This is a genomic window from Candidatus Chloroploca mongolica (assembly GCF_004762035.2).
Lineage (GTDB): Bacteria > Chloroflexota > Chloroflexia > Chloroflexales > Chloroflexaceae > Chloroploca > Chloroploca mongolica.
Map to the genome: position 1 here is coordinate 21,859 of NZ_SIJK02000051.1, position 14,926 is coordinate 36,784.

Consider the following 14,926-nt stretch of genomic DNA (forward strand, 5'->3'; position numbering starts at 1 on the left):
GACCATCTGGAGCAAACAGCAACCAAAGGATTAGAAACACGTCTGGGTGAAAACGGATAAGTACCGAGGAATGCTATGACGCGTGAGGGATCTTCAGGAAGCCACACATCATTGACGTCTGAAGAGCTTACAAGACAAGCTCAAGCTAATCTTCGGCGAAGGGTGCAAGGCATCACTACGACGGCGCTAGGTGTAGCTGGTGTATCAACGCTCGTTCTACTTGCAGCAGGTAGCGTACTCCCATTTGCCGTCGGCGGCTTTACTACTACGGTCGCTGTCAATTGGCTCATTGGGTTAGGTAGCAATGCCTTAGCTGGATGGCTTGCGGACTGGGCCAACCGTGCTGGTTCAAAGGCCGTATGGGAAGAGCGAGATGAACAGGAAGTTCTGCGCACCCTGGCAACTGATCTTCAGCAGCATTTATCGAATAATCGGGAGTTACAAGATGAGGTTGCGCGTCTGCTAGAGGTAGTGGAAGTTTTGCCTGCTGCTATCGATGCCCTCGCGGGCCAAGCGGAACAGCAAAAGGTTCTTATTGAGGGCTTGCAGCGTGATCTACGCCGAAGTGATATCATTCAAGGCCGCCTATATCGTCAACTCATCGAGGCTTTAACGGAGCAAACCTCTATACTACGGCAGGATATTTCTCAGTTATCAATAGAACAAAGAGTATGGTTCGAGGCAATCCAACAAGATTTGTATCTACTCCACGCTCAAATCACACAAAGAATTTCGAGGGAGGATCGGAGCATAGTTGGCTATATCAAGAACACTTATTGGAGAGAAGTTGTCCTATTTGTGGCACAGCGGGCGCGAGCTGCTCCTCTGGGACCGTTGGGGGTGCGCTACGATGATGTCATTCATAAGATTGACATGATTCTCGATCACGCCCCAGAGGCGTTAAGCGAGGTGGAAACTCTTGTTCTTCTAACTGCAGTTGCGATCCCTCACTTATTCGAAGGAAGCGAAAACGAGCCGAGAGATATAGACGGGCCGCACCTTCGCGCTTTGGTTGAAAAACTTGTATTAGACACAAACTCTCCTCCTCAACTTGAGCAGGTCTTCAACGAAATTGGAATGGAGCTCGTTGCCGTTACACGTGGTCGCCAAGGGTTTGCGGTGGATGATATTGAATACGGACAACGCTCTGTTCGCGGAGAAGTAGTACGCCCTCAACTTCTAAGCGCCTTACTTCATTTAGCTTCCACATTTAATATTGACCAAGTTACATTGCGGACGCCCCCTGCGACCCTCATGTTAAATTCCGAAGAACGTATCCTCTGGCTTCGTCAAATGTATGTGCGTAGCCTTACCGTTACCTCAAAGCAGGTGCAGGTGTATTTTGTCCTTCCAAAAGAATTCTCGAACCAATACAAGCCAATTGTAGTCGACCCTTTAGCGCAAGAGATAGAAGAACTTGTTTCCTTCTATTCCTATATCCTGTTTTCCGCCAATATTTACTTAGGATACCGACAACCATCAATTATAGAAGGGATGGTTCCTGTTATATCAAATGAGGATTGGCAACATTTAAAGCATTGGATTGAGGTGCGCCACGCCCGAAGGTCGGAAGAGCGGTTGCATCATCAAGCGTGGGAGAGCCAACGTTTACGCGATACCCTTATCAAAGCCGATGTTGCTCTCGCAGAAGCAATGGAAACTTCTGGCGAGGCTTTAAAAGCGGCTACTATTTTTTCGCGAGTTACTGCTTGGCTTGCTCAGGAACGGGATGCATACCAAGCTGCACGCTTTGCCCGACAAGCGGCTCGTCTCTATACTAATATTGGCGATTTTTCTTCTGCCGTCGAGCAATACTTACTCCTAGCGAAGGTTTACTTTCAAGACACACTCTCACCAGAGTTGGCTCGGCAAGAAATACAAGAGGGAATGCGTATTGCTAATAATTTAGGAAGTGCGCCTCTGCTTATTCAATTAACTCTTGCACAGGCAAGAGTCGAATTTGCCTCACTCTCTGACCAGAACGTGGCGGTTTGCCTGCTTGAAGCAAAGCGTCTTGTGGGTGAATTAGCGAATGTCGAAGAACAATCGCTTTTTGCGCAAGAGATTGCTTTACTGCATGCACGGTTTGCTTGCATATGGGAGGATTGGGCAACTGCCCGTCAAGTTCTCGAAGAAGTTGTCAGTGCATACCCCCCTTTATCAAGAGAGCTTAGACTTGAAGTTCTTGCGCTATTTCTGGCAGTATTAACCGAATGGAATGATTCAGGGACGGCCGACAAGGTCTACGCAACTGCTCTAGAGTTGATTGGTGATGCTGATCATCGACGTGCTGGATTGTTTCGCATGCAATACGCTGCAAGTTTAGCACGACGTGGCGACTTAGAAGCAGCATATACAACTTATCACGATGCTTTGCATAATCTAGACGGTGTGGCCGAGCAGTATGATTTGTGCCTTCTGTATCAGAACATGCAGAGCACATTACTGCGATCTTCCGGCTCGTTCTATAAAGGAATGGACAAGTATGAGTCTACACGTATTGATTTATTTAACCGAACTAAGAGCCTTAACCGAGGCTATAGGCATGAGCAAGAAGCAGCCGAAAGTCTTGCGCAAGGCAAGTATCGTGACGTTATGCGACATCTACGCCTTGCGCTTTATCACTATTGGGCTGACGGTGCGCTATTTAGCATATTCGGAGTATATCAATTATTTGCTTCGCTCCACGAGACTACTGGCAAAACAGCAGATGCCCTCTTTGCCGCATTGCAATCTGGAGAGAAAAAGACAGTAGTCAGACTGAGTGAAAAGATTGCCAGTTTTGGTGATGCCAGAATAGTGGAATCAATAATCGCACAACTTATTCAAGGTCAGCCTACTCCTCGTGAGCTGTCATTAACAGCGGCTGCGTTGGGAGCTCTGGCAGACGTTGCACCTCCGGCAATGCTCGATCAAATCTTAAATTATCTAATCGGGTTGACCCGTAATCCAATTCGGGTTGCGAAGCATGGTTATACCCGTCAGGAAGCACTAAAGTCTTTATCGGAGTTTGTACCACAACTTAATGAGATTCAGACGAATTTAATTGTCCGCCTTGCTCTCGAACTGAGTAGGGAGCCTCAGCAGTGGACAATTTTGGACGCCATTATCAAGTTGTTAAACAGTTGCTTTACTGAGTGCACTTGTCGTGTAGAACCTGATTTGTACAAAAGTGTGTTCGATTTTGCAGTCACACAAATTGGCGCTGATGCACTTAATCAAGACGCAAAGCGACTCATTGTGCATCTCGGAAGAACTGCGCCTGCGGATGTTCGTGCAGATGTAGAAAGTAATATTCGCAATTCAGCCCGGGATGTGTACACTTCGCTAATAGATCTTGCGTTTCTAGGTGCGGACATAGAACCAGAAACCATCAAATTAGTACTGAATAGCATTTTGGAATCAATCAACAAAAAACCTCACACTAGAAGTGAAGATGGCAAAGAAGTGACCGAATGGCACTTCGGAGGAGTTCCTCCACAAGCTGTACTCCATTTAGTTCCTGTCATTCCGCTTACTGCCCAAGGCAAAGTTGTCGATGGCCTATTGCAGGCAATTATCAACAAAGACAATGACCTTGGGACTCGCAGTTCTGCGGCTATAACCCTTAGTGAGTTGCCTTTGTCATTTATCAAAAATCGAGAAGACGAGGTCGCGGATTATTTGTTATTTTGTCTAGAAGAAAATCTTGAGACAGCATCGTATGTTTCGTCAGCACTAGCATCACAGAAAGATATTTTTTCTAATTTTGTCATGAATTTAGGCAAAGTTGAAGAGGTTCAGCGAAATTGCCTCCGTGGGCTAGGGACAGTTTACGGAAAAATCAGTGAACCTCGTCAAACACGTGTTCTCCATCAGATAGTGAAAGCCAGCCGCCATTCCAACGCTCTGCTCCGTCAGGGCGCATCAATGGCCCTAGACCGCTTCGACAACGAGCAACTTCCAAGTCGTCTTCTCTTTACGCTAGTTGCGCTCCTACACGACCAAGATCCAAAATCTTGTAGTTGGGCCTGTGCTGCAGTTGCTCGGTTATTGGAACGTGGTCTAATAAAGGAGTACACCCAAGATATGATTGAGCGGCTAATTGATCTTGCCAAATCCTCAAGTGTCGAAGTAAGGACTGGCGTTGCTGTAGCTCTTAAAAAAATAAGTGAAAGCGGGTCTACAGACCAAATCGTTCGAGCCGAAGTGTCAACTATGCTTGCCCAGTTAATGCAGGATATTAGTCACACCGTCCGGCATGAGGCAGGCCGAGCAATGAAGTCATAGTGAACAGGCTTAAATAGCGTATGTATTTGACAACATCAAATTGTAGCGCCCTCATTTTGACAGTTAAAGGAAACATTGTGGATACAGAGCCAAAAGATCTCAGCCTCTCACAACTTGACACCATCCTCGCCTATCTGCCCATTTTTGAACGCCCTGGGTACTTATTCGGGGAGCGGCAGATTACGCGAGGGGTCTTCCCCTACTGGGCCGCGAGTCCCGAGGCAACAGCGTTTGTCGAGGCGCTCTACCGCGAGCGGTTTATTACCCTTTTCGACTGGGGAAGTTGGGCCACTGAGGCGCAGCGCTGCACTGAGGGCGGGAGCGAAGCACTAAGCACTGCTAACCTCACAACTTTCCGCAAGCTGATCACCTCCTATGTTCGCACGGATCGTTTCTCCGAAAGCACGCTAACATCGCTGTTTCAGCCAGGGCAGTTCACAGTAATGCTGCGCCGGCTCAGGCATTATTTAAGATCCGTTCGCGGCAGAGCAGCCTAAAGGATAGATATAGATAATGACTACCTACGAACTCTCCTTCACCCCAACCTTCTACAACGAGTCCCTGAACCTGCCCAAGCAGGTCAGCAGGCTCGTCAGCCAGAAACTGAAGGTGCTTGCCGACGATCCCTTCTCGGCCCAGGGCGACGCCAAAAAGCTCAAGGGCTACAACAACGTTTACCGCGCCCGCGTCGGCGACTACCGTGTGTTCTACAGCATCGGCCAGGGCTGGGTGAAGTTGCTCAGCGTGCGCAAACGCGACGAACGCACCTACGAGGACGATCTGCCGGAGGTGGTGGCGCCTGTAGTCGCGCCTGACCCCGCCGCGCTGGAACCGCAACAGCAGAGATCGGGGATCGGGGATTGGGGTTCAGCAACCTGGCACACGTCAACCCAACCCAACACCGATCCCCAGCTCGCCGAAACTGCTCCCCTGAATGCTAAACCCTCCACCGCGCTGCCCTTCGCCATCACTGAAGCGATTCTCGCTCAGTGGCAGATACCGACCGAGCATCAGCCCGCCGCACTGACGGCCCGCACCGAGGACGATCTGCTTGAACTGCCGATCCCCGAGCGTTACATCAGCCGCATCCTCGATAACCTCTTCCCACAGCCGCTCGCTGCAATCGCCGCGCAGCCCGAGTTTGTGCTGCCGACGCCGGAAGCGATCGAGCGCTTCGCCGAGGAAGACCTTGGGAGCTTCTTGCTCCGCCTCACACCTGAGCAGCAGGAGCTTGTGAGCCAGGAGCGCCGCGGGCCCACGCTGGTGAAGGGCGGGCCGGGCACGGGCAAGTCTACCCTGGCGCTCTACCGCGTCCAGCGCCTGCTTGACCAGGGTGTAACGTCGATCCTGTTCACCACCTATACCAACGCCCTCGTGGGTTACTCTGAGCAGTTGCTCACCCACCTCCTCGGCAAACCGCCGGCGAAGTGCGGAGTCAAGGTCACAACGGTTGATAGCCTGGCCGCGCACTCCTTCGCGAAGGGCTCGCGCTGGCCGAAGTTCGCCACCGAGGGCCAGGCGCTGGATCACCTTGGCGTGGCGCTCCGCGAGGCGGACATTCCCGCTGCCAACGCCTTTGATCGTCAGGTGCGTCAGGCAGGTTTGGAGCGACTCGGCCCCGACTACCTGCTCCAGGAGTTTCTGAGCGTCATCGAGGCGTGGGGCATCGACAGCGCAGAGGCATACGCCAGCATCGAGCGGCGCGGTCGGCGCACGCCGATCAAACTTACGGTGCGCGAGGCGATCTGGGCCGTCTACACCCACTGGCGCGAACTGATGCGCGCAGAGGGCATTGTGCTCAACGAGCAGATCCGGCGCGGGGCGCTCGAGTATGCCGCCACGCTTGATCCCAAGCCCTACCAGGCGCTCGTCATCGACGAGGCCCAGGATCTATCGCCGGTTGCGCTGCGCTTCCTGCTGAACCTCGTGCCGTCGCTGGAGCATGTCTACCTCACCGCCGACGCCTCACAGTCGCTCTACCAGCGCGGCTTCAGTTGGAAGCAGGTTCACAGCGACCTCAGCATGGCCGGCCGCACGTTACTGCTGAAACGCAACTATCGCAACACTGCCCAGATTATGACGGCCTGCGGCACGATCCTCGCCGGTAGCGGCGCAGGTGACAATGAAAGCCTCAATCAAGAGCCTTCGGCGCACCAAGGCGATCCGCCGCTCATCCGGTTGGTCGACGATGCCGCCGTTGAAGCCGCAGCAGTCCACACATTCTTTGTTGAGTCGGCCCGACGATATCGCTTGCCTGCCCATAGCGGAGCCGTGCTCTGTATGAGCAAGAATACCGGCGAAGCGCTGGCAAGACGTCTGAGCGAATTGGGCCTGCCTGCCGTATTCCAGTCCGGCAAGGATGTTGACATCACTGCGCAGAAGATCAAGGTGCTCACGCTTCACTCGGCCAAGGGGCTGGAGTTTCCCTTTGTCGCCGTAGTGGGGCTGGACGGCGGTCGCTTCCCTCGAGTCATTGAAGATTACCCGGTCGAGGAGCTCGCGGCGATGGAAGACGAACAGCGCCGCCTCTTCTTCGTCGGCTGCACGCGCGCGATGCGGTCGCTGCTGGTCTGTGGCTCACAGGAAACACCTTCCGCCTTCCTCGATCCGTTACAGCCGCCCACCTGGGCCAGGGACTAAACCAATGAACCGCATCAAGCTTTCCACAGTGCTGAAATCCGGGCCGGCTGCCATCATGGAGATGAGCGGGCGACTGGCCCGCGGCGAGATCGTCCTCGACGGCGGCGGAGTCGCTGCGCTCACCCCGGAGCAACTCGAGTTCCTCCTCTCCGCGATCCCCACGAGCTGGGACACGCCCGAGCTCGGTGAAGTAATCGACGCGCCCACTCTCAGCCCCGCCCTGGGTGATCAGCTGATCGACTGGCTCAACCGCCGCCATGGGCGGGCGGCGAGCGGGGATCAGGGAGCAGGGATCGGGGATCAGGAACCGCCGCCCGGCCCACCTATCCCCGTTAGTGACCAGATCCCCGGCCCCCGATCCCCGGCCCCCGAACCCCGATCCCCGGCCCCCGAACCCCGATCCCCAAACCTGCGCGACCAACTCGAGGATCTGGTCATCCGGCAGCTCCTCGGCCCCTGGGATGGCCCGGAGGAGGTCGTGGACGAGGCGACCGTGCGGGGGCGCTACCTGGTTGGGATGCTCGCCCCCCGCGCCAGCAGCGGTATCCCCGAGGAGTACGACGACGGCGACCTGGGCGGCAGCGATGGCGAGGACGGCTCGGCTGATGCGCCGCCCCCGAAGGCTACGACCGCGATGCTGCCATCGTCAATCGGGCTGACCTTCGCCGTCTCCCTTGAGGCCGACGCCATTGCGGTGACGGCACGCTGGGGCTCCTACGAGCGGGTCGAGATCAAGGAGGATCGCTACCGGCGAAAGGACGGCAGCTACCAGCACCCATGGAAACGCACCCCGATCGATGTGATCCTCCCGCCGATCTCACTGCGCCACGGCAAGGTCGGCCCGCTCGTGATCAGCAAAGAGCATGAGCGCGTCACCCTCCAGGGCGTCATCCGCAAGCGCCTGGGCGAGTGGATTGTGACCCTGTTTCTCGTGAATGGCCAGGAGGAACCAAAGCGCAGCAAGGACAGCGCGTGGGTCTTCCAGCCTGAGCTTGTGGTTCGCGCGCCCGACGGCACAGGGATGTTCCGCCGGCGACCGCTTTCCGGCGACCAGCTCGATCCCGAAGACCAACTCACGGCGATGCTCTACCGCAATGAGGTTGAGTTCGCCGTCGGCCACGGCGTGGCTGTGGACGCAACGACGGATCGTGATGCCGATGGCCGGAGCATCCACGACTGCGCGGTCGAGGTGCGGACGGTCGTCGTGCCGACCTATGAGGTGCCCCGCACCACGCCGCCGACGCCGGATGACCCAGGGTTCGCACGCCTGGAAAGCCTAACGGTAGACATGGCGGCCCTTGCGGTTATCCCCGACGGACAGTTCGCCGCCCACCTAGCGCCGCTGGCCGAAGCCTACGCCGAATGGATCGAGCGCCAGGCAGCACGCCTGGAGGCGCCGACGCCCGACCTCCAGGCGTTTATCAACCCTGGGCAAGAGGCACTGCGCCGCTGCCGCAAGGCGCTTGAACGCATCCGCGCCGGCATCGACCTGCTCGACACGAACCCCCAGGCGGCGGCGGCCTTCCGCTTCGCCAACCGCGCAATGGCCATGCAGCGCACCCGCTCCCTCTACGCCGCCTCGGTACGTCGCGGCGAGAAGAAGGCGCCGGCTGACTTTGATCGGCCCGAGGATCATACCTGGCGCGCATTTCAGTTAGGCTTTCTGCTCCTGAATCTACCCCCGCTCACCGACCCTCGCCACACCGATCGCGCCCTACCCGCCGACAGCCTTGACAGCAACCCCGCCGCATCGGTCGCCGATCTGCTCTGGTTCCCGACCGGCGGCGGCAAGACGGAGGCGTATCTCGGCCTCACCGCCTACACCCTCGGCATCCGGCGCCTTCAGGGCGAGATCGCCGGGCGCAGCGGACTGACCGGCGTCGCCGTGCTGATGCGCTACACGCTCCGCCTGCTGACGCTCCAGCAGTTCCAGCGCGCCGCTACGCTGATCTGCGCCTGCGAGGTGATACGCCGGGAAGACCCGGCGCGCTGGGGCGAAGAGCCATTCCGCATCGGCCTGTGGGTGGGTCAGCGCTCGACACCAAACTGGGTTGAGGATGCCGATGAAGCGATCAAGCAGATGAAAAAGGGCGGCAACGCCAGCGGCGGCACCCCCTACCAGTTCAAGCACTGCCCCTGGTGCGGCACGCCGATTGACCCGGGCCGCGACCTGGCCGCCGAACCACCGGAGCAAGGTCGCAGCCGCGTGCTGATCTACTGCGGCAGCCTGATGAACCACTGCCCTTTCAACGCGCGGCAGGCGGACGGCGAAGGGCTACCGGTGATGGTGGTGGACGAGGAGATCTATCATCGCTTGCCCTCGCTCCTCATCGCGACGGTCGATAAGTTCGCCCAGATGCCCTGGAACGGGCGCGTGGCCGCCCTCTTTGGGCAGGTGACCGGCTACTGTGAGCGGCACGGCTACCTGACCCCGGACTCCGACCACCCGGCCCAGAGCCATCCTGCCACGAAGGGCGGGCGGCACAGCGCCGCTCGCGTTATCCCCGTAGCTCCGCTGCGGCCGCCGGATCTGATCATTCAGGACGAGCTCCACCTGATCAGCGGCCCCCTTGGGACGCTCGTCGGCCTCTACGAGACCGCCATTGATCACCTCGCGACGTGGACCGTAGATGGGATGAAGGTTCGGCCGAAAGTGATCGCCTCCACCGCTACCATCCGCCGCGCCGACCAGCAGGTGCACAGTTTGTTCCTCCGGCGTGTCGAGATCTTCCCGCCCCAGGGACTCGATGCCGGCGACAACTTCTTCGCGCTGCAGCGGTCGCCAAGCGACGAACACCCCGGCCGGCGCTACATAGGCATCTGCGCCCCCGGCATTCGGCACAAGACGGCGCTCATCCAGTCCTACGTGGCCTTCCTCGCGGCCGCCCAGCAACTCTACGAGTCGGCGCTGCACCGCGCTGACCCGTACATGACTCTGGTGGGCTACTTCAACGCCCTGCGGGAACTCGCGGCCATGCGCCGCGCCGTCGACGACACCGTAAGCACCCGCCTCAAGAAGATGCAGCAGCGCGGCCTGCCGCGGCGCTTCCTCGACCCGTGGAGCGTCCGCGAACTAACCTCGCGGCTGAGCGCCTCGGATATTCCCGAGATGCTTGATCGCCTCGAAGCCTCGTTCGACCCCAGCAAGCGAGCCGAGAAGGGCACCAAACGGTCGCCCGCCCAATTCCCCGTCGATGTGCTGCTGGCAACCAACATGATCTCCGTCGGCATTGATGTCAGCCGCCTCGGCCTCATGGTGGTAGCCGGGCAACCGAAATCAACCGCCGAGTATATTCAGGCCACAAGCCGCGTGGGTCGTCAGCACCCCGGTCTTGTGGCCACGGTCTACAACTGGGCCAGGCCGCGCGATCTGAGCCATTACGAGCGCTTTCAGCACTACCACGCAACCTTCTACCAGCACGTCGAGGCGCTGTCGGTCACCCCATTCTCGCCGCGAGCGCTCGACCGCGGGCTGAGCGGGGTGTTGATCGCGATGACGCGGATCGGGCAACCGGCCTACAACCCGAATCTAGGTGCAGGCCGCCTTAACTCGAGTGACCCCACGATCGAGGACGCGCTGGCAGCCGTTATTCGCCGAGCCGAAGCAGTGGACGGCCCGAAGCGGGCCGGGCTGATCCAGGACGCGCTCAAGGAGCGCCTCGACCACTGGCATGCCCGCATTGCCGCAACCGTCAGCGCCAAGCTCGGCTACCAGAAAGCGGGCGGCGACACGGTTGGCCTGCTCTCACCGCCCGGTGAGGGCGACTGGTCGCTCTTCGCTATCCTCAACTCCCTGCGCGACGTCGAGCCGACGGTGAACCTGGTGCTTGAGGATAGTGGGCTCGATGGCGGCGGACAGAGCTGGAACTACGAACTCGAAAGCGCACCTGATGCCGGAACGCCGGCAGATGAGGAATAAACGATGCCACCGATGAAGAACCCCCGTGTCGGCGAGGTGCGGCCAAGCCAAGTGATCTTCAGCTACGGCGTGGGCGCCCTGGTTGACCTACCACACCTCTCGGTCATTGTCATGGGCCTCGACGACTGGACGGTGGACGGCGGCCTGGCTCGTGTCATCGAGGAGGAGCGGCTGCTCCGCGCCGTTCGCTCGCAGCTCGGCAGTCAAGTTCAAAAGCTGCTCGCCCCACCTGCGCTGCCGCCGGGTAACGGCCCGGTGGACCCGTTCAGCGATCTCGCACGGGTCGGCGTACCCGTGGCGCTCTTCCCCCGCTGGATGCTCTGCCCGCGCTGCCAGCGCCTGTCGCCGCTCAGCAGCGGCCTGTTTACGCGTAGTAGGGACGACGCATTCCACCCGGAGCGCACGCGCTACGTTCACGTCGGCTGCGAGGAAGGCAAGCAGCCGATCGTTGTCCCGGCACGCTTCCTGGTCGCCTGCGAGCACGGGCACCTCGATGACTTCCCATGGGTCGAGTTTGTCCATCGCGGCCCGACGACATGCGCGACACAGTTGCGGCTCATCGAATACGGCCCAAGCGGTGAGGCGCGCGACCTGGTCGTGCGGTGCGACACGTGCGAAAGGAGTCGGCAGCTCTCGGACGCCTTCGGCGAGGAGGGACGGGCACGCATGCCCAAGTGCCGTGGGCGCCGGCCGCACCTGCGCGACTTTGACCCGCAAGGCTGCGCTCAGCAGGTGCGGGCTATTCTGCTCGGAGCCTCCAACCTCTGGTTCGGCGACACAGTCATCGCCCTGGCGATCCCGACTGAGTCGGTCAAACTGGCCCAGTTGGTTGAGAGCAAGTGGACCTCTCTCCAACAGGTGCCCAACGAGCAGTTCATCACCGTGATGCGTGGGATGACGCCAAACCCCTTCAGCGAGTTTATCGGCTACAGCGACAACGAGATCTGGCAAGCGATCGAGCGGCGACGTGCGCAGGCCCAGAGCGGCGAGAGCGATGATCCCGTTGATCTGAAAGGGCGTGAGTGGGAGCAGTTTGCTCACCCCGCGAGCCATACTCCCTCCAAAGACTTTCGACTGCGGGAGGTTGCGGTGCCAAGCGGCTTTACGCAGCCCATCGCACGCGTCGTGCTCGTCGAGCGGCTGCGGGAGGTACGTGCGCTCATCGGCTTTACGCGCATTGACGCGCCGGGCGAGATCGGGGCGAACCCCGAGGGCAGTGAGCAGCGGCGGATGACGCTTGCACGCAAAGCGCCGGCCTGGGTCCCGGCGGCCGAGGTGCGCGGCGAGGGGATCTTTATCCAGTTCGACGAAGCTGCCATCCAGCAATGGCTGTCCCACGAGGTAACAGAGCGCCGCGAGGAGCAGTTCCGAGCGTCACACACAAGCTGGCGTCGCGCGCGGCGGATTGAGCCGCCGGAGGCCGACTTCCCCGGTATGCGCTACATCCTGCTGCACACGTTCACCCACGCGCTCATGCGGCAGTTGGTGCTGGAGTGCGGCTACAACGCCGCCAGCCTGCGCGAGCGTATCTACGCGCGGAACCCGAAGGAGATCGATGGGCGGCCCGAGCCCATGGCCGGCGTGTTGATCTATACGGCTGCACCGGACAGCGAAGGAACCCTCGGCGGGTTGGTCGGGCTGGGGGAGCCTGAGCAGTTGCGCCGCCACCTCCAGGCGGCGCTGCGTGATGCGATGCAATGCGCCTCAGACCCCCTGTGCGCCGAGCATGAGCCGAGCGTGCGCGGAACCACCGTACACGCTGCGGCCTGCCACGCTTGCCTCTTTGCCCCTGAGACATCGTGCGAGCGGGGGAACCGCTACCTCGACCGATCGGTACTCGTATCGACCGTTGAGCGCGAAGACCTGGCGTTCTTTCAATGAGCCGCACGATGGATGAGCAGCGGCAAGTCATGGTCACCGAGGCGGCGCGGCTCGCTGCCGAGCTTCCGCTCTCGGCGGTGATCACCCTCGCGCACACGCTAGAGCGCCTGGGCGATGCTGCTTCGCACGAGGCACGGCGGGCACAGGTATTCCAGGCGGTGCCCCAACCCTCGCAACGTGCACACGTCCGTACGCTGCTCGACGAGTGGCTTCAGCGCGCCGCCGACATTCCCGCGCTGGAGGTCGCTCTGGCGCTTCGGGCCGCCGTCGCAGCAACCCGGCGTGCGCGTGAGCAGCAGCATATCGAGTTGGTGTGGACCGGGCCGCTTGCCGTCGGCGTTTCAATGCGCCGCACCGACCAGGCCCTGCTCCAGGTTATTAACAGCGCGCGCCAGGAACTGCTCATCGTCAGCTTCGCGGTCTATAAGATCCCAGTGATCGCGGAGGCAATCGTTCGGGCAGCGACCCGGGGTGTCGCCATCCGCATCTGTGTTGAGGCGCCCGAGCCGAGCGGCCAGAAAATGGCTTACGACACCATCCGAGCCCTGGGGACTGAGGTAGGCGCGATGACGACGATTTACATCTGGCCCGCTAACCAGCGCTTCACAGACTCCAGCGGCCGAACCGGCGTCCTCCACACCAAATGCGCCGTCGCCGACCGGCGGCTCCTGTTTCTCTCAAGCGCCAACCTGACGGAGTACGCACTGAACCTGAACATGGAGCTCGGCGCCCTCATCTACGGCGGCGGCGAGCCGGAGACCGTCGCCGCCCAATTCGAGCGCATGATCGCTGAAGGCATCCTCCAAAAAGCGCAGTAGGCACGCCAAATGGCACGCCAGATCTACATGGTTGATCGAAATCACGTACCCGTCTCCCGGATACGGCCAAACACTCTGTGCCAGGAGGCACACTCAATCGTAAGCGAGGACGTGCATGAGCCAGGATCTACAGGGATTGGATGACACTGCTCCCGAGCTTGCGAGCAACGAGCAGCCGCCGCCAGCACGACGCGCAGGCGAAGAGGATGTGCGGCGTCTCATCGAGGGCTTTGTCCCCGACAGCGAGGCATGTCGGCTCGTGCTCACATACCTATCCGACCTGATCGGTGAGGCTCACGGAGTCGGCGCAGAGCGCTGGGCGATCACCATCCGCGAGCGCCTGCGTTTTATCGCCGGCCTCTACTTCGTTCTCGACATTGAGCGCCGTGGTGTTGGTCTCGCCCTCGATCGCTCTACCCTGCAGCCAGAAGATGTGCCACGCCTCCAACAGTTGGCCCATTGGGATATTCGGAGGCGTCCAGCGCATCCTGTGGGTTCGGCGCTTTCCGCGTTCCGCTTTCCGCTTTCCGCTTTCCGCGTCTTGGCATCAACCTAGCCGCGAGGCTCATGCGGCGAGCACCGTGATCCCCCTGGACGGCTCGACGGTCGCGGCCAGCAGGTCGGCCAGCAGGCCGTCCAGCAGGCCGTCCAGCAGGGCGACCAGGCGGGCGGGCGGGACGCGGGCTGCGAGGCTGTCCAGGAGGGCCTGGGTTGCCTCGCGGTCGTTGCGCCGCATGGCGGCGGCGAGGGCGGTGAGCATCGCATCGGTGGTCATGGTAGGGGCCTCCTTTGCCTCCAACATAGCGAGTCCTCCATGCTAGACCGTCTGCGCACCGGAAAAGATACGCTCCCGTGGCAAGATCGCCGTGCATGCGGCGCCGGGCCGGGCAACGATGATCATCAGGGCGACGCGATCAACGCCAGCACCCGCTCGATCAGCGCCGCGTCTTGCTCGTCGAGGCCCGCCACCAGTGCAGCCAGATCCCGCTCCCCCGCCCAGATGCGTTCGACCGGCCCGCGCAACATCCAGCCGTTTTGCTCCAATTGGGCCAACGCCTGGGTTACGGCTTCCTGTGGCCCAGTATCGCCGTTTGCCACGGTGACAATCGCGGCGAGCAAGGGGGCAAAGCGTTCGAGGGGATCGCTCGGTTGCGGCGTTGCGGGGCGACCACGTTGTTGCTGCATAACGGCAAGACTCTGGCGTGAACCCTGCGTATGGGGGTGATCAGGGCCAAGACGGGTCTCACGAATCTGAAGCGCCCGGCGCATCAGTCGTTCGGCAGTTGCCAGATCGCCCTGATCGTAATAATTGATCGCCAAATTGTTGAGGCTGGTGGCGGTAGCGGGATGCTCGGGGCCGAGCACGCGCTCGCTGATGTCCAGGGCGCGTGCATAGAGC

General features: G+C 59.8%; 9 protein-coding genes. 7 read left to right on the forward strand and 2 right to left on the reverse strand.

Annotation, left to right across the window (positions count from 1 at the left end; all coding sequences use genetic code 11):
- The first annotated feature begins 75 nt into the window (after positions 1-75).
- The 7 genes from EYB53_RS19985 (at position 76) to EYB53_RS20015 (ending at position 14,083) form a co-directional block, all read left to right on the forward strand.
- Positions 76-4,269 (forward strand): HEAT repeat domain-containing protein, encoded by a 4,194-nt coding sequence (locus EYB53_RS19985; protein ID WP_135480318.1) that lies wholly within the window; start codon positions 76-78, stop codon positions 4,267-4,269.
- Positions 4,270-4,346: 77 nt separating this feature from the next.
- Positions 4,347-4,766 carry a DUF6508 domain-containing protein gene (locus EYB53_RS19990; RefSeq protein ID WP_135480320.1) on the forward strand — a complete coding sequence of 140 codons (420 nt, stop codon included), beginning with the start codon at positions 4,347-4,349 and terminating at the stop codon, positions 4,764-4,766.
- A 16-nt stretch (positions 4,767-4,782) separates the two neighbouring features.
- A complete protein-coding gene (locus EYB53_RS19995; RefSeq protein WP_135480322.1) occupies positions 4,783-6,909 on the forward strand; it encodes a 3'-5' exonuclease in 2,127 nt (708 codons plus the stop codon).
- Positions 6,910-6,913: 4 nt separating this feature from the next.
- Entirely contained in the window at positions 6,914-10,828 is a 3,915-nt protein-coding gene (drmA, locus tag EYB53_RS20000) for a DISARM system helicase DrmA (protein WP_205712700.1), read from the forward strand.
- A 3-nt stretch (positions 10,829-10,831) separates the two neighbouring features.
- Positions 10,832-12,709, forward strand: coding sequence for an MrfA Zn-binding domain-containing protein (gene drmB, locus EYB53_RS20005; RefSeq protein ID WP_205712701.1), 1,878 nt, complete (start codon positions 10,832-10,834; stop codon positions 12,707-12,709).
- Between the two features lie 8 nt (positions 12,710-12,717).
- Positions 12,718-13,527, forward strand: a complete 810-nt coding sequence (gene drmC / locus EYB53_RS20010) for a DISARM system phospholipase D-like protein DrmC (RefSeq protein WP_167857503.1) — start codon at positions 12,718-12,720, stop codon at positions 13,525-13,527.
- Between the two features lie 115 nt (positions 13,528-13,642).
- Complete coding sequence (locus EYB53_RS20015) at positions 13,643-14,083, forward strand: hypothetical protein (protein WP_135480326.1); 441 nt, start codon at positions 13,643-13,645, stop codon at positions 14,081-14,083.
- A 9-nt stretch (positions 14,084-14,092) separates the two neighbouring features.
- Here EYB53_RS20015 and EYB53_RS20020 read toward each other — a convergent pair whose 3' ends face one another.
- Positions 14,093-14,302 (reverse strand): hypothetical protein, encoded by a 210-nt coding sequence (locus tag EYB53_RS20020; protein WP_135480328.1) that lies wholly within the window; start codon positions 14,300-14,302, stop codon positions 14,093-14,095.
- Positions 14,303-14,427: 125 nt separating this feature from the next.
- Positions 14,428-14,926: tetratricopeptide repeat protein (locus tag EYB53_RS20025; protein WP_135480330.1), on the reverse strand; the 499-nt coding region annotated here is incomplete at its 5' end.